This window comes from Ruegeria sp. K3, assembly GCF_056531845.1.
In genome coordinates this window covers 185513-202144 of record NZ_JBQFMM010000006.1, presented here as the reverse complement: position 1 = coordinate 202144, position 16632 = coordinate 185513, and the positions used below count along the sequence as shown (strand labels likewise).

Here is a 16632-nt window from a genome sequence, read left to right as displayed (position 1 = left end):
GTATATATCATAAAGACGGGCGTAAATCCTGAATTTATGTTGCGACCACGCCTTTTGCGACCCATTCGTCGAACTGGGCCAATACATGATCGCAAAACGCGGCATCGTTGATATGTGCGTCTATTTCGGTCATCGGAACGCGCCCGGGCATGACTTTACGGGCCTCATCCATCATCTCGGCCAGGGCTTCGGGATTATGCGCCTCTTCACCCTCCTTGTCCCAGGCTTCGACCCCGTGAACGGGCAGAAAAAAGTGAACCGGGCCAGTTGAGGCCTCCAATCGGTTGGTAAGCTCCCGCACCCAGGCACGGCGTTCATCGCCATTGAAGACCGAGCTTTTTATCAGGCGGTTGTGTTCATGAAATGGACGGTCGGCATACTGGTCAGGGATGTCCTGCCATCCGGCAAAATCCAAAAGATCCAACGCACCCGGTGCGACCAGTTGTGGCGTGCCGACACGCCCGGCATTTGTCACGCGATCCTCACCGCTGGAGACCACGGAACCCGCCATCAGGTTCCCGAATTCCTGCATGCAGAAGTCCATGACGCAGGCAAACGCCCCTTCTCCCGCCAGTTTTTCGAATGCCATGCCGCCCATTCCGGTGGAATGAAAAACGGCAACCTCGAACCCGCGCTCTTCCAGCGCTGGTTTGAGCGTTTTCATATAGCGCAGACACGAGGACCCAAGGCTGGTCATCCCGATCAGCGGTTTGCTGCGATCCGGTATTGTGGCAGCTTTTGTGGCACCAACAACAGCGCCGGCCGCTTGCGCAAGCGAAGATTGGCAGATCGAATTCATACCGTAGAGCCCCCCGGCCCACAGGATCATCTGAATGTCCGGAGCCAGTCGGTGCGGCGGGATCAGCGGAGAAAAACTGACGGTCGACACGATGTATTTAGGCACCCCCATGGGCAAGGCCTGTGCACAGTCCAGGGCCAGATCGGTGCCCATAGTGCCCCCGGTCGCCAGCATCCCGTCAAATCGCCCATCCGCATAGGCTTGGGTAACGGCCTTTGAGGCACCGTCTGACATCACGCGAAAGGCTTTGTTCTCGTCCCCTTGTGCGAAGACATCTTCGATGGTCATTCCAACCGCTTGGGCGACGTCGTGCTTGGAGATGTCGGTTGGCTCCAAAGGGTCGCCCAATACCGAGACATCCATCGTCAACACATCCGCGCCCTGCGCCTTGATCGCCTGTTCGATGAACCGCATCTCGGGTTCTTTCGTGTCGTAGGTCCCAATCAGCAGGATTGTCTTTGTGGTCATTGGTTCCTCCTATTCATGCGACCTATGGGCCCCAGACAAAGCGGTGAAGACATGTCGTTCAGACGCCCCGCAGTCAGAGCTTTATCCAGGCGGTTTTCAATGCAAAGTACTTCTCAAGCGCGTGCAAAGATTTGTCATGCCCGTTCCCGGATTGACCCACGCCCCCAAGCGGAACGGTCAGGTCCGAGCCGCCATAGGTGTTCACATGCATGACCCCGGTCCGCACTTCGGCCACCATGCGATGCGCGCGACTGAGGTTTGAAGTCCAGACTGCGCCTGCGAGCCCATAGACTGTGGCATTGGCAAGCCGGATCGCCTCGGCTTCGTCATTGAACGGGGTCACGGCCAAGACTGGGCCGAAGACTTCGTTCTGAAACAGATGATCCGTTTCTTTGACACCTGCCATTACTGTAGGGGACATATAGTAGCCCCCGGTTTCGGGCAGAATGCGGTTTCCGCCCGTACGACGTTCGGCACCTTCAGCTTCGGCCTTGGTAACGAACTCCAAATTGGCCTCTAACTCGGGCAGGCTGTGCACGGCACCAATCTGGCTGTTCAGGTTCAACGGATCACCAACGCGAAAGGCTGCGGCGTAGCGCGTGATCTCGGCGACAAAATCCTCGTAGATGTCCTGCTGCACCAGCAGGCGCGAGCCCGCGATACAGACCTGTCCGGAGTTGCGGAAAATCCCGGCGGCCGAGACCTTTGCAGCTTCCGCCAAATCGGGCGCGTCAGCGAAAACAATATTCGGAGACTTGCCGCCCAATTCCAGATAGCAGCGTTTCAGATTGGACCGCGCCGAGTATTCCAGCAGTCGCCGACCTGTCGCGCCGGATCCCGTGAAGACCATGATGTCCACATCCATCGACAAGGCCAAAGCTTCGCCCGCGACCGAACCACGCCCGGTCACCACGTTGAAGACGCCATCCGGAACTCCGGCTTCGGCAGCCAGTTCAGCGATTTTCAACAGGCTGAGCGATGCGCTTTCTGCCGGTTTCAAGACGATGGAGTTGCCCGCTGCAAGGGCAGGGGCGATTTTCCAGCTGCCGATCATCAGCGGGAAGTTCCAGGGCACAATCGCCCCGACAACACCGACAGGCGCATTATGCACGAGGCCCAGAACGTCATGGCTGGTCGGGGCAACCTGACCGTAAACCTTGTCGATGGCTTCGGCATAATACCGGAAGGTGGCGGCAGCCGAGAGCGCTTCGGCCTTGTACGCCATGTTAATCTCTGTGCCATTGTCACGTACGCCCAGCACCGCGATCTCGAGCGCGCGGGATTCGATCAGATCCGCCAGTTTCAGCAGAACCTTCTTGCGTCCTGCAGGGGCCATGCGCGACCACCGACCATCCTCAAACGCGGTCCGCGCGGCGCGCACCGCTGCATTCACATCCGCCGGGCTGCCCTCGGCGATTTGAGCGAGAGGCTGGCCGTCGATGGGCGACAGCACCTCATGCAGGGCGCCAGTTTCACCGGCACGGAAATCGCCATTGATAAAGTGTCCGCGTGTGGCAATCTCCTGCACGCGCAAGGCATCGATGGAAGACTGATCCATGAAAGCTATCCTTGTTGGTTCGGGTGGTCGGAATCCACGGCTGGGACATGGGGTTCGGGGCGCAGCTTGTTTTTGAACTCGTAGTACAGCGTGCGGAAATGCAGGATCAGGATCAGCACAATCAGGCCGAACAGAATGGCTGCGATGGGCCGGTCGATGAAGTCCAGCGGCGTCTTGACCCGAGCCATTGCGCTGCGAAGCTTGGTTTCCATGATTCCACCCAATACCATGCCCAGGATGATCGGGACGATCGGCAGATCAAGCCGTTTGAGGATCAGACCAAAGACGCCAAACCCCGCAGCGATCGCGCAATCGGTGATCGAATTGCGCAGGCTGTATACTCCGACAAAAGCAAGGATCAGGATCATCACGCCGAGGAAGCGTGTGGGGATTTGAATGATCTTTAACAGCAGGTTTGTCGAAAACAGCAGAAAGACCAGAACGATCACATTCAGCAGGATCAGCGCCATATATAGCGCCATGACGAAATCCATCTGGTTCTCAAACAGTTGCGGGCCGGGGATCACGTTGTGAACATAGAAGACCGACAGCATCATCGCCGTAAGCGCTTCGCCGGGTATACCGAGGGCGAGTAGGGGGATCATCGCTGCCCCCGGCACGGCGTTGTTCGCGGCTTCGGATGCCACCAACCCTTCGGGCGAGCCATCGCCGAATTTGTCGGGATTTTTCGAGCTTTTCTGAGCATAGGTGTAGGACAGAAACTGCGAAGTGAACTCACCCGTTCCCGGCACCATGCCCATGAATACCCCGATGCTTGAAGAAACGGTAGCGATCCGTTTCAGGCCCAACAGTTCCTTCAAACCTGCAAAGATATTCCCGCTGACATGGGTGTCCTCTGGAGCGTGGTTCTTTTCCAACAGCAAAAGAAAAGCCTGGCTGAGCGCAAACAGGCCCAGCACAACCACGATCAGGTCAACGCCTGACGCAAGCCAACTTTGATCGAATGTATAGCGGCGCGTATATTTGACGGGCTCCAGTCCGACCGTGTTCAAAAAGACGCCAAATGCAGCAAGCATACCTGCTGCAAAGATCTGTCCTCGATGGGCTAAAACGACCAGAACAATACCTAGCAACGCGGCCAAAAAAATCTCGCGGCTGCCAAAATGCGGGGCGATCATGGCCAACACGGGCGAGAGGACCATCAGGCAGATGATGGCAAAGACCCCCCCGAAGAATGAAGCTGAATAAGCCAGCGATAACGCCCTGTGGCCTTGGCCGCGCTTGGTCATTGGATAGCCATCATAGGTCGTCAGCGCATTGACCGCCGTGCCGGGCGTGTTGATCAGGATGGCCGGGATCGCGCCGCCATACATGGATGATCCGTAAATCCCCAACAACAAGGTCAGACCGACGATGGGCTCAAAGGCAAAGGTTGCGGGCAACAGGATGGCGATGGCAACGGCAGCGCCCACACCGGGCAGCGCGCCGATGATGACACCACCGATCGAGCCGATGAACAAGGCCACGATGACCTGCCATTGCAGCAGGATTGAAACACCGGACAGAAGGGTATCCATACGTGCCTCCCTACAAATATGTCAGCGCAAAGGCGCGGATCGAGTCGGGAAGGTATTCATAGACAGCCCCTGCCGGGATTTTGACTTGCAGAAACGCTCGGAACACGATGGTGACGACGAAGCCGAACAGGGCTGCGATGCCGATCGCGCCCGAGCCTCGAAACCCTGAGCGCAGCGTCAGAAACACCGCGAACAACATGGTGGACAGCAGATAGCCAAGCTGTGGCACCAGTAGGACATAAATCAGGAAATAAGCCACATATTCCAGAGACCGGACCCAAAACCCGACCTCGGCCCAACGACCATCGATCCGATCGGATAAGGCAGAGCTGAGCCAATGTAAAAAGCTGAACAAGACCATGCACCACACGGCAACGGTGGGCCACAGACCGGGTTGAGCAAACCATTTGGTCCGCTTGACGACCTGCGTCTGCTCCCCAAGCTGAGACAGCAGAAACACCGAGAAAGCCAGGAACAATACGGCAAAGACAATATCACCCGGACGGCGATACCGTTTGAACATGTCCTGAAGCGTTCTTGCGATCATTTCATCCTCCCAGCCCTATGAAGAAGGCGCGGAAATCACTGCCCGCGCCTCGATCCGGGGTGTTACTCGCCTAGAATCTCTTCTATTTTGGCGAATGACGCTTTATCTTGCTCGATCTGGGCATTCGAAGCATCGGGATCCTGCCAATAGATCAGCGCACCGGTTTCTTCGGCAAGCTTTTTAGCCTTGTCCGATTGCAGTGCTTTTTGGGCTGCGGCGGTGATTTTTTCGCGAGCCTCGGGCGGCGTGTCTTTGTGAACAAACAATCCGTTCCACAGTGCCAATGGCAGGTCTGGGTTAAGCTCAACCACTGTCGGCGTATCCGGTACCAGAGCGATCCGGTCGCCGCCGATGCTGGCCAGCACGTTCACTTCATCCAGACAGGGCAGAATAAGCTGGAGCGTGGTGTTGATGACATCAACGTCACCGGACGCCAAGGTGTTGCAGTCCAGCGCATCGAACGCGGCTTCGCTGGCAAAGTCGAAACCGCTGCTGACAGCGGCGGCAAAAGTAACCTGCGTGGGTGGCAGAACCGAGCCAAAGTGGCCGAGTGCCACGTCGTTTGACTTGCCGTGTTCCACCAACTCATCCCAGCTTTGGAACGGGGCGTCTTTGCTCGACGCGATTACGAACGGGTAGGTCAGGAAGATGCCGATCGGTTCAAACGGGTTCGGGTTCAATTCAGGAATACCAATCTCGGGCCCGATGACCGGAACACCAATCACAAACGACCCGATCGTATAGCCATCCGCCGGTGCTGTGGCGACTTCGACTGCGCCGGGGAAAGGACCACCACCGCCGCCGGGCTTGTTCACAACAGCTGCCGGTACCCCGTACATCGCCTGAAATTCATCTGCGATCATTCTAGTCAGGACGTCTTCAAGATCACCCGGAGGCCAAGGAACCACAAAGGATACCGGCTTTTCGGGGTATTCTGCCAAAGCGGCCGTTGCAGAGGCGGCCATCACGGCTGCAGCAATAAACTTTTTCATTTACACCTCCCAGTGATTGGTTCATTATTTGAACCGTGTTAACAATAATAATCTTGCTTTGTTAAGTTCATTCTGTCAAGGATAACCTCAGCGGAAGGAGGCAAAACACATGGGTGCCGCACTTAATGCCCTAAAAATGCTGGACTTATTCTCAAACACGATGGCCGAAATCGGCCTGAGTCAGGCCGCGCGCCTGTCAGGATTGAACAAGGCGACAGCCCTGCGTCACCTACGAGCGCTTGAAGAATTCGGGTTGATCGAACAAAACCCGCAGTCAAAGACCTATACCATCGGACCGGCTGCGCTGCGGCTTGCGGCACTGCGCGAGATTGCCAAACCCGGTCTTGAAGGCGCGCGCCAGAAAATGCACTTGGCCATGCAAGAGGTTGGCGAAAGCCTGCACCTAACGCTGCTGGAACAGGGCAGCCTGCAAACCGCCATCGTGGTTGAGACGACCAAGCACAGCGTTCGCGTCAGCCTTGATCCAAGCGAGATCATCCCGGTCAACGCGACTGCGGCGGGTCTATGTATGCTCAGCTTTGGCCCACCTTTCCTGCTGGATCGTCTGGATCAGGAAGCGCAGGTACGTTTCACCGAATCCACCCTGACAGACCCGGATCTGATCAAGGAAAAAGTTGCTCTGATCCAGCGGGCTGGCTGGGCCAACAGCAATGGCAGCTATGAAGAGGGCGTTTTCGGATTTGCGACCCCAATCTTTGGCATCGACCAAGTCGCCCTTGGGACCATTTCGATCGCGGTCCCAGAAATCAGAGCTACCCGTGAACGCCTGCCCGTGATTCTGAAATCCCTTCAATCCCTCTCGCGCGATCTGACCGCAAATTTCGGCGGCCAGATGCCCGAGGCCTTTCCAACCGAGTTCCACCCATGAGCGAAAGTGGACAACCCCGGAGAACCGCAACATGAAAGACTCCAACTTTCTTAAGGAGAACAACGCCCGCCATTTCTGGCATCCGATGGCGCACCCGGCTGACAGCCGGAACAACCCTCCGACCATTCTGACCGGCGGGGAAGGAGTTAGCATCATCGATGTGGACGGGCACAAGGCCATCGACGCCGTGGGTGGCCTTTGGAACGTCAATCTGGGCTATTCCTGCGATCCGGTGAAACAGGCGATCACTGATCAACTAAATGCGCTGCCGTATTATTCGACCTTCCGGGGTACGAGCAACGACAAGGCGATCGAGCTGTCTTACGAGTTGGCACAGTTCTTTGCTCCTGATGGGCTGACACGCGCCTTTTTCACCTCGGGCGGATCGGATTCGGTGGAAATCGCACTTAAGCTGGCGCGCCAGTATCACAAAGTTCGGGGTGAGGCCGGTCGCACCAAGTTCATCAGTCTCAAACAGGGATACCACGGCACCCATTTCGCTGCCGCTTCGGTTAATGGCAATCAGAAGTTCCGCGCCGTGTATGAACCCATGATGCCAGGCTGTTTTCATGTGCCTGCGCCTTGGACCTATCGCAACCCGTTTGACGAAACCGACCCTGAACGCCTGGCTCAGCTTTGCGTCAAAGCGCTTGAAGCCGAGATTGCGTTCCAGGGGTCCAACACGGTTGCCGCCTTCATCATGGAGCCGATTTTGGGCGCAGGCGGCGTAATTCCGCCGCACAAAAGCTTTATGCCCATGGTGCGTGAGGTTTGTTCGAAGAACGGTATTCTGCTGATTTCAGACGAAATCATCACGGCGTTTGGTCGAACCGGTAGTGAAAGCGGAGCGAGACATTGGGGCGTCCAGCCTGACATTATGACGACGGCCAAGGCGATCACCAATGGCTATTTCCCGTTTGGCGCCGCGATGATCTCGGGGGCAGTTGCCGAGGTATTTGAAAATGACACAACCGGCTTGGCATCCGTTGATCAGGGATACACCTATTCTGGTCACCCCGTCGGCGCGGCGGCGGCACTGGCAGCTCTTTCGGAAATCAATCGTCTGCGGATTTGGGAAAACGCTGCAGCACGCGGGGATGAGCTGTTCGAGGGCTTGAAGAAACTGGCTGAAAAGCACGAGGTGATCGGTGACGTCCGAGGGGGCGAGGGCCTTATGTGCGCGCTGGAACTGGTCTCGGACCGCGCAACCAAAGCACCGATTGCCAAACAACTGCCAATACAGGTGCAAAAGGCAGCTTATGAGGATGGTGTGATGGTGCGCGTATCTGGCAACAACATCATCATTTCCCCACCTCTGATTGTCACATCCGACGATGTTGCCAAGATCCTGTCAGCGCTGGATACAGGATTGTCGAGTTTGTAGTCGTCGCGCAGACCCCGCTTGCCAACTGGCGGGGTCAAACCTTAACAGCTTGCAGCTCTTCAAGTAGGTCCAGTAGCTCATCAAGCTTCTCTCGCCCCATCTGCGCCTCAATACTATTTGAAATGGCCAATGACGCTTGAAGGTTGTCTTTCAAAATCTGCCGACCCGCATCTGTAATCATCACCATCGTCCGCCTTTTATCCTGGCTGTCCTGACGACGTGTGACCTGCCCATCGGCTTCCATGCTGCGCAATATTCGCGTCAGGCTGGGCAGCAACAGACAAGCTTCTTTGGCGATAGCGCTTTGCTCGACCTCGCCAAGCTCATCCAATACGCGCAGGACGCGCCACTTTTGCTCGGATATCTGTATATCCTGCAGCATGTCCCTGATGGGGGCCATGATCGTTTCGCGGGCGCGCAATAATGCAATGGGAAGCGACCTTGAGGTGCTCTTGGTATGGCTTTGAGTGTTCATGCCGCCTTCTAGTGTGCTGCCCCTGGAAATGCAAAGATTAACAACGCAACTTCTTGACGACATAATCTCATAATGCTAAACATGTTAATTAATAACGGAGGAATCATGCCGCATTTTCACGTCGAATATTCCTGGAATCTGGAAGACAGGATCGACATGGGCGGTCTGTGCGATTGCATCCGTGCAACGGCCGCTGAGATTGACACCTTTCCGCTAGCAGGCATTCGCGTCCGAGCGATCCGTGTTGATCACTATGCCATCGCAGACGGAAATCCAAAGCATGGGTTCATCGATATCTCGATCCGGCTGCGGGCCGGTCGTTCGCAGGCCGACAAGAAGGACGCAACGCAGCGCATCTTCGAGGCGGCCCGAACCTATCTGGAACCCGCCATGAGCCAGCATTCCATCGCGCTGTCGCTTGAGATGCGCGACATCGATCCCGACCTCTCCCCCAAAACCGGCACGATCCGCGACCATCTGGAGGCCTGACCATGAGTGACCTGCACAAGAATATTGAACGGCTTGTTGGTTTCCTTGCCCGTTTCAAGAAGACCGGGATCAAGAACCGGATCGCAGGAGAAGATCAAGATGGGTCAGCAGGGGTGTTTCAGACGATCTCTCCGGTGGATAAATCGGTGATCTGCGACGTCGCCCATGGCACTACGGAAGATGTCGATACAGCAGCACAGGCCGCGCATGAGGCCTTTGCAGATTGGCGCGACATGCCCGCCCCGGAGCGCCGCCGGATATTGCTGAATGTTGCAGATGCGATTGAGGCAAGAGCCGAAGAGATCGCGCTGTGCGAATGCTGGGATACCGGCCAGACCCTGCGCTTTATGTCCAAAGCCGCCCTGCGAGGGGCTGAGAATTTTCGCTATTTTGCCGATCAGGTGGTTCAGGCGCGGGATGGTCAACACCTGAAATCACCGACACTGATGAACATAACCACCCGCGTCCCAATCGGGCCCGTTGGTGTCATCACGCCGTGGAACACCCCGTTCATGCTTTCGACATGGAAGATCGCTCCGGCACTGGCCGCTGGCTGTACGGTCGTCCACAAACCAGCTGAAGATTCACCGCTGTCTGCGCGGCTATTGGTCGAAATCGCGGAAGAAGCCGGTCTGCCCAAGGGTGTGCTGAACACTGTCAACGGTTTTGGTCCAGACGCCGGTAAGCGGCTGACCGAACATCCATTGATCAAAGCCATTGCCTTTGTCGGTGAAAGCCGTACTGGCAGCATCATTACCAAGCAAGGCGCAGATACGCTGAAACGGATGCATCTGGAGTTGGGCGGTAAGAACCCGGTCATCGTCTTTGACGACGCCGACATGGATCGCGCGCTGGATGCGGTGATCTTCATGATCTATTCGATCAACGGCGAACGCTGCACGTCTTCTTCGCGGTTGCTGGTACATGATACAATCAAGGAAGAGTTCGAAGCCAAGCTGATCGAGCGCGTGAACAATATCAAAGTCGGCCACCCGTTGGACCCTGCAACCGAGATTGGTCCTCTTGTAACGGAAGAGCATTACAACAAGGTCACTTCATACTTCGACATCGCCAAGGAAGACGGCGCGACCGTCGCGGCCGGTGGCGTCAAGGTGGGCGAAGAGGGGTACTTCGTACGGCCCACCCTGTTTACTAACGCTAACAATCAAATGCGCATCGCACGCGAGGAAATCTTTGGCCCTGTCCTGACCGTGATCCCGTTCTCGACTGAGGAGGAGGCGCTGCAGATCGCAAATGACACGCAATATGGGCTGACCGGCTATGTCTGGACCAACGATCTGACCCGCGCGTTACGTTTCACGGACAAGCTTGAGGCCGGAATGATCTGGGTGAACTCGGAAAACGTGCGCCATCTGCCCACACCGTTTGGCGGGGTCAAAGCATCCGGCATCGGGCGCGACGGCGGCGACTGGAGCTTTGAGTTCTACATGGAACAAAAGCATGTCGGCTTTGCCACAGGCCAGCACAAGATCATGCAATTGGGTAAGCTATAGCGGCCCCTCAGACGACAATCGCGCGAAAAACCTTAACTCCAGGAGCAGACCATGGGAGAAATCGTTCTTGCCGCCAAAATGACCCATGTGCCGACTCTGCTCATGTCTGAGCAGGAAGGCCCGGTTAAAGGCAAACGCCAGCCTGCCATTGATGGTCACCGCAAAATCGCGCGCCGTGCAAAAGCGCTGGGGGCGACCACGGTGATCATCTGCGACACGCATTGGGTGATCAATGCCGGGTTCCACATCAACGCCAATGAAAAATTCGAAGGTCTGTTCACGTCGAACGAGTTCCCGCAGTTCATCCAGGACCTGCCCTATTCCTATGAGGGCAATCCTGAAATGGGTGATGCCATCGCAAAGATCGCGTCGGACAAAGGCGTCTACACTTTAGCGCATCACTTGGACAGTCTCGAACTGGAATACGGTACGCTGGTCCCGATGCGCTTCATGAGCCGCGAGCATGATATGAAAGTCGTCTCAGTCGCGGCCTGGGCCACGGTGCATAGCCATGACGAAAGCCGGGTCATTGGTGAGGCCATCCGTGAAGCGGTTGAGGCCAGCAATGAAAAGGTGCTGTTGGTCGCGTCAGGCTCGTTGTCGCACAAGATCTGGGCGAACAAGGATTATGCCGCCAATAACGGCACTTTCACCATCAGCTCGGAATTCAACCGGCAGATGGACTTGCATGTGCTCGAGATGTGGAAGAACGGCGACCACGCCACGTTCCTGAAAATGCTGGGCGACTATGCCAATTTCTGCTGCGGCGAAGGCTCGATGCATGACACGTCGATGCTCTACGGAGCGTTGGGTTGGGACGCCTATGACAAAAAATGCGAGGTTGTGACCGAGTATTTCCCAAGTTCCGGCACTGGTCAGACCAACGTCATCTTCCCCGTTTAACAGGAGGTTTCAATGCCCGTTCCAGCCCCCAACCTGTACCCAGACTTCAACACGATCCGGCTAAGCCATGTTTGCCTGAACGTCAGCGATCTTGTTGCTTCGCGCAAATTCTACTCGGAGATTCTGGGTTTGCAGGTCTCGGACGAAAGCGACACACATGTCTACCTGCGCGCTATGGAGGAACGTGGACATCACTGTGTGATCCTGCAGAAATCCGATCAGCCGGGCACCGTTGAAGTCATGGGTTTCAAAACCTTCGACGAAGAGGATCTGGATCGGGCCGAGGCGTATTTTCAATCCAAAGGCCGACCGACCTCATGGGTTGATCGCCCCTATCAGGGCCGGACTCTGCTAACCTCGGACAATATGGGCATACCGCTAGAGTTCTATCACAAGATGGGTCGCCTGGAGCCGATCCATCAGAAATACGCGCTCTATCGTGGTGTGAAACCGCTACGGATCGATCACTTCAACTGCTTCTCGACCAATGTCGATGACAGTGTCGCATTCTACAGTGATTTCGGGTTCCGCGTGACCGAGTATACGGAAGACGAAGACAGCAAGAAACTGTGGGCCGCGTGGATGCACCGCAAGGGTGGGGTGCATGATATGGCCTTCACCAATGGCAAAGGCCCACGGATGCACCACGTGGCCTTCTGGGTGCCAACACCGCTGAACATCATCGATCTGCTCGATCTAATGGCCACCACCGGCTATGTGGACAACATCGAACGCGGCCCGGGGCGACATGGTATTTCGAATGCTTTCTTCCTGTATATACTCGATCCCGACGGACACCGGATTGAGATTTATTGCTCGGATTATCAGACCGTTGACCCCGATCTGGAGCCGATCAAATGGGACCTGAAGGACCCGCAGCGTCAGACGCTCTGGGGCGCTCCGGCGCCGCGCAGTTGGTTTGAACACGGCACATCCTTTGTCGGTGTGGATGTAAACGAGCCAGACCTGTCTGCGTCTCCCATCATCGCACCGTAAGCAAAGTATGCTTGATCTAAAACTCTCAGTATGGGCGGGTTCCATAACGCCTAGGAGGCCTGATGCGCATTGCAACCTACACTGCCAACGGTGAAACATTTTTTGGTGCGATCACAGATGAAGGCGCGGTCGCACTAAACAGCGAATTTGCCGAGTTCAAAAGCCTCTACGAGGTTGTCGCCGCCGGGGCGTTTGGCCAATTGACCAAGGCTGCCGCAGGAAAGCCCGTAACCCACACGGATTTCACCTTTGAGATGGTGATGCCGGATGTCCGCCGTATTCTGTGCGTTGGCGTGAACTTTCCAGATCGCAACGCGGAATACAAAGATGGCAGTGCCCAGCCGAAATACATGTCGCTGTTTCCGCGCTTCGCCAGCGGATTTACCGGCCATAATCGCCCTCTGATCCGCCCGCCCGAAAATCACACGCTGGATTACGAGGGCGAAGTGGCCATCGTGATCGGCAAAGCAGGCCGCCGGATTTCGCAGGACGATGCCTATGACCATATCGCTGCCCTGACCCTGTGCAACGAAGGGACAATCCGCGATTGGGTTCGCCACGCCAAGTTCAACGTCACGCAAGGCAAGAACTGGGACAAATCGGGCGCCATCGGCCCTTGGCTGGTCCCTTTCAATGACGCTGCCCAGTTGGATGACGCCCGCATTCAGACTCATGTGAATGGTGAATTGCGTCAGGACGATACGTTGAACCGAATGATGTTCCCGATCCGGCGCGAGATTGAATACATCTCGACCTTTATGACGCTTCAACCGGGCGATATCATCGTTACCGGCACCCCAACCGGCGCAGGTGCACGATTTGATCCGCCAAAATACCTGGCTCCCGGCGATGTGGTTGAGGTATCCGTCGATGGGATAGGCACCCTGCGCAACACCATCGAGGATGAGCAGATATGACCCCCGAAGACCATGCGCGCGCTGCCGCCGATCTGCTGAACGCGGAAAGGACGCGACAGCAGATCGGTCTACTGACATTGCGGTATCCCGAAATGGCGATGGATGACGCTTATGAAGTGCAGAATGCCATCTATCGGGCCAAGCTGGCGGAAGGGCGCAAGGTCATCGGCTGGAAGATCGGGCTGACCTCGAAAGCGATGCAATATGCTTTGAATATCGACATTCCTGATAGTGGTATCCTGTTTGACAACATGGCCTTTGAAAATGGCGGGACCGTTCCCGCAGGTCGTTTCATCCAACCACGTATCGAAGCCGAGATCGCCTTTGTCATGAAGGAGGCCATTGGTGGCGCCGATGTGAGCCGCGATCAGGTTTTGCGGGCGACCGACTATGTTACTCCGTCCATCGAAATCCTCGACACTCGTATTAAGCGGGCAGACCCTGGGACTGGAAAGTCCCGCACTGTATTCGACACAATCAGCGACAACGCCGCAAATGCCGGCATTGTACTAGGGGCGGAACGCCACCCAGCGGATGCATTTGACCTGCGATGGGTAGGGGCCCTAACCTTCCGCAACGGCGAAATCGAGGAAACCGGCCTGGGTGCGGGCGTATTGAATGATCCGGTCGAAAGTGTGGTCTGGCTTGCCCGTCGCATGGCGCAATACGGCCAGAGCATTGAACCCGGCCACGTAATCCTGTCCGGCAGCTTCATTCGCCCGATCGAATGCCCATCGGGTGCGGAAATCCACGCCGATTTCGGATCGTTCGGATCCGTCGACATCAATTTTGCCTAAAGGAGCAGCGACATGCCCTCACCAAAAAACACCTTTAAGGCTGCATTGAAGGCTGGAAAGCCTCAGGTCGGGTGCTGGATCGGAATGGCCGACGCATATGCAGCAGAAATTTCCGCGACCGCAGGGTTCGATTGGTTGTTGGTCGATGGCGAACACGCACCAAACGACCTGCGCTCGACCCTTGAACAGGTGCGAGTGATCGAAAGTTCGGGCAGCGCGCCAGTCGCACGTCTACCGATTGGTGAGACATGGATGATCAAGCAATATCTCGACGCGGGTGTTCAGAGTATTCTGGTGCCGATGGTCGAAAGCGCTGATCAGGCGCGCGAACTGGTGCGAGCGGTGCAATACCCCCCACGCGGCGTCCGAGGTGTGGGATCATCCCTTGCGCGGGCTTCGCAATTTGCCAAAATCCCGGACTACCTCGATACGGCGGATGAGCAGATTTGTCTGCTGGTACAGGTAGAGAACAACGCGGGCATGGCCGCTCTGGACGACATTCTGACAATTGATGGAGTAGACGGAGTTTTCATCGGACCTGCAGATCTGGCCGCCGACATGGGTCATATCGGCAACGCCGGGCATCAAGATGTTGTGGAGGCCATTGAAGACGCGCTGACCCGCATCGTCGCGGCAGGTAAAGCCGCGGGTATCCTAACACTGGACCCTGCAATGCAGCGTAGGTGTCTTGAGATCGGCGTGACCTTTCTGGCCACTGAAATTGACGTCACCCTTTTCGCAAAAAGCATGCGCGCCAAAGCGCAAAACGGCCTCGCGCTTTTGCCGCGACAAAACGCTATCGGATCGGCGACAACAGAAAATGCCAGCAAGTACTTACAGCAATTGTGCAAACATTGGTCACATAAGGGACAGGTCGAGTTCGATGCAGATACTGGAACCGTTTCTTTTGGCAGTGGCAATGTCGTCGAACTAAAGGCGACGCCAGTAGCGCTGGAAGTTTGCGCCTCGGCGCATCAACGCGGTGACCTAGACAGTTGGAAAACGGTGATTTCCGATCACCTAAAACGGTTTGCCTTTCGCGAAGAGCTTGAACTGAACTGGGATGACTAGCGACTTTTGCTAAGCTGGATATCGCAGAAAAACAAAGAGGCCCATCAGGAACTTTGTTTTTGGTCGGAGTGAGAGGATTCGAACCTCCGACCCCTGCCTCCCGAAGGCAGTACTCTTGCGTATCGGCAGGGCTCGCCCAGTATAAATCGGTATTCTAACTTTATGTTTTACAAAATAAATTACCGGCTACTGAGTCTCAAGAGGTTCTGAGGGGTATTTCAGTCGGGGCTGCCCGAGGGGACACATTGGCAACTGAAAAACGAAAGCTTACTGATGCTTTTCTACGCTCGATCGAGCCTGAAAAAGCGCGGTTCGAGATCGTCATTTGGGACATTGAAGTAACGGAGCTTGGACTCCGCGTCAGAAGTCAAAGCATGTCTTACATAGTGCTATATTGCCCGGTAAGGCAGAGACGCGCGGACAATGCGAAGCGGTTCAAGATCGCCTCTCCTAATTCGATTGCAAATGTCAAAGGGGCACGCGGGATGGCACTCGCAGTTTTGGGCAAGTTTGCATCAGGGGAAGATCCAAACGCAAAGCGCGGAGAAGAGAAGCGACGGACTCTCTCAACTGTCAAAGAACTGTTGGATCGATATGACCAGCTTCTAGAGCGCCGCAAATATGTGACCCATATCGACGTACTAAGTCTGCTTCGAAGTCGTCTCCGCCCTTTGCTCGGTCGCGCGATTTCAGAGGTCAAAACATGGGAATATGCTGAAATCATCGAGCGTCTGGATAAGAGAAGTGGTGGAACAGCTGGTGGCACTTTTCGCACGCACTGCTCCATTTTTTGAACTGGCGCACATTCGATGCCCGTGTTCTGGAGGTCAATCCGCTGGCTGGATATCAGAGCCGTCTGAACACTCGATCAGAGCGCGTCAAGAAATCTGAGATGGGTCGAGCCTAAACTGACGAAGAGCTTCGTACCATCTAGATAACAGCTGATCCGGAATCCTCATTCGGACGACTCGTGCGCTACCTGATTCTAACAGGCTGTCGGCGCGATATCCGCGCCTCTTGAACGAACGTATCGTCAACGAGGGCTTCAATGCACTGGAAGAACTTATTGAATTCGCTGCAATTGTGGAGACCCAACCAAAGAGTGGGGCTAAGATAAAGGTGCTGGCAATCTCTCGCTTCTTTCAAAACACCGTGCACAATATCTTCGTAGGTTCGCTGTACGGCCTCCTAGACTTCGATCGAGCTCTGGGAACAACTCCTAAAGTACGAGTTTTTCCGACGCACGATCCTGGTTAGTGATTGCTAATTTGAGGCCAACGATGCCTAAAACCAAC

The 16632-nt window shown here is 55.7% G+C and carries 16 protein-coding genes; 10 read left to right on the top strand and 6 right to left on the bottom strand.

Annotated features, from left to right (window positions below):
- Positions 1-34: 34 nt before the first annotated feature.
- From ACR0MP_RS12990 to ACR0MP_RS12970, 5 genes are all read right to left on the bottom strand, one after another.
- Positions 35-1267 carry a Tm-1-like ATP-binding domain-containing protein gene (locus ACR0MP_RS12990; protein ID WP_480886623.1) on the bottom strand — a complete coding sequence of 411 codons (1233 nt, stop codon included), beginning with the start codon at positions 1265-1267 and terminating at the stop codon, positions 35-37.
- 73 nt (positions 1268-1340) lie between these two features.
- Entirely contained in the window at positions 1341-2825 is a 1485-nt protein-coding gene (locus tag ACR0MP_RS12985; RefSeq protein WP_170736129.1) for an aldehyde dehydrogenase, read from the bottom strand.
- A 5-nt stretch (positions 2826-2830) separates the two neighbouring features.
- On the bottom strand, positions 2831-4363 hold the full coding sequence (locus ACR0MP_RS12980; RefSeq protein ID WP_170407148.1) for a tripartite tricarboxylate transporter permease: 1533 nt from the start codon (positions 4361-4363) through the stop codon (positions 2831-2833).
- A 10-nt stretch (positions 4364-4373) separates the two neighbouring features.
- Positions 4374-4910, bottom strand: coding sequence for a tripartite tricarboxylate transporter TctB family protein (locus ACR0MP_RS12975; protein WP_480886621.1), 537 nt, complete (start codon positions 4908-4910; stop codon positions 4374-4376).
- Between the two features lie 62 nt (positions 4911-4972).
- Positions 4973-5902, bottom strand: a complete 930-nt coding sequence (locus ACR0MP_RS12970) for a tripartite tricarboxylate transporter substrate binding protein (protein ID WP_170394012.1) — start codon at positions 5900-5902, stop codon at positions 4973-4975.
- 109 nt (positions 5903-6011) lie between these two features.
- Between ACR0MP_RS12970 and ACR0MP_RS12965 the strand changes: the two genes are divergently transcribed.
- Both ACR0MP_RS12965 and ACR0MP_RS12960 read left to right on the top strand, forming a co-directional pair.
- Entirely contained in the window at positions 6012-6791 is a 780-nt protein-coding gene (locus ACR0MP_RS12965) for an IclR family transcriptional regulator (RefSeq protein ID WP_170394010.1), read from the top strand.
- 31 nt (positions 6792-6822) lie between these two features.
- Positions 6823-8175 carry an aminotransferase class III-fold pyridoxal phosphate-dependent enzyme gene (locus ACR0MP_RS12960; RefSeq protein WP_170394008.1) on the top strand — a complete coding sequence of 451 codons (1353 nt, stop codon included), beginning with the start codon at positions 6823-6825 and terminating at the stop codon, positions 8173-8175.
- A 34-nt stretch (positions 8176-8209) separates the two neighbouring features.
- On the opposite strand, the gene hpaR is transcribed toward ACR0MP_RS12960, so the two are convergent.
- Positions 8210-8650: a homoprotocatechuate degradation operon regulator HpaR gene (hpaR, locus tag ACR0MP_RS12955; RefSeq protein WP_170394006.1), complete on the bottom strand. Its 441-nt coding sequence runs from the start codon at positions 8648-8650 to the stop codon at positions 8210-8212.
- 105 nt (positions 8651-8755) lie between these two features.
- Here hpaR and ACR0MP_RS12950 point away from each other — a divergent pair, with 105 nt between their 5' ends.
- The 8 genes from ACR0MP_RS12950 (at position 8756) to ACR0MP_RS12915 (ending at position 16131) form a co-directional block, all read left to right on the top strand.
- On the top strand, positions 8756-9139 hold the full coding sequence (locus tag ACR0MP_RS12950) for a 5-carboxymethyl-2-hydroxymuconate Delta-isomerase (RefSeq protein ID WP_170394004.1): 384 nt from the start codon (positions 8756-8758) through the stop codon (positions 9137-9139).
- Positions 9140-9141: 2 nt separating this feature from the next.
- On the top strand, positions 9142-10653 hold the full coding sequence (gene hpaE / locus ACR0MP_RS12945) for a 5-carboxymethyl-2-hydroxymuconate semialdehyde dehydrogenase (protein WP_480886619.1): 1512 nt from the start codon (positions 9142-9144) through the stop codon (positions 10651-10653).
- A 51-nt stretch (positions 10654-10704) separates the two neighbouring features.
- Positions 10705-11556, top strand: coding sequence for a 3,4-dihydroxyphenylacetate 2,3-dioxygenase (hpaD, locus tag ACR0MP_RS12940; RefSeq protein ID WP_170561957.1), 852 nt, complete (start codon positions 10705-10707; stop codon positions 11554-11556).
- A gap of 12 nt (positions 11557-11568) precedes the next feature.
- Entirely contained in the window at positions 11569-12552 is a 984-nt protein-coding gene (hpaD, locus tag ACR0MP_RS12935; protein ID WP_170407161.1) for a 3,4-dihydroxyphenylacetate 2,3-dioxygenase, read from the top strand.
- A 62-nt stretch (positions 12553-12614) separates the two neighbouring features.
- Positions 12615-13469, top strand: coding sequence for a fumarylacetoacetate hydrolase family protein (locus ACR0MP_RS12930; protein WP_170407163.1), 855 nt, complete (start codon positions 12615-12617; stop codon positions 13467-13469).
- Positions 13466-14266: a 2-oxo-hept-4-ene-1,7-dioate hydratase gene (hpaH, locus tag ACR0MP_RS12925; protein ID WP_170407165.1), complete on the top strand. Its 801-nt coding sequence runs from the start codon at positions 13466-13468 to the stop codon at positions 14264-14266. Before ACR0MP_RS12930 ends, hpaH begins: the two co-directional genes overlap by 4 nt.
- A gap of 12 nt (positions 14267-14278) precedes the next feature.
- Entirely contained in the window at positions 14279-15337 is a 1059-nt protein-coding gene (locus ACR0MP_RS12920) for an aldolase/citrate lyase family protein (RefSeq protein ID WP_480886615.1), read from the top strand.
- Between the two features lie 245 nt (positions 15338-15582).
- Complete coding sequence (locus ACR0MP_RS12915; RefSeq protein ID WP_480886613.1) at positions 15583-16131, top strand: hypothetical protein; 549 nt, start codon at positions 15583-15585, stop codon at positions 16129-16131.
- Positions 16132-16632: the final 501 nt, after the last annotated feature.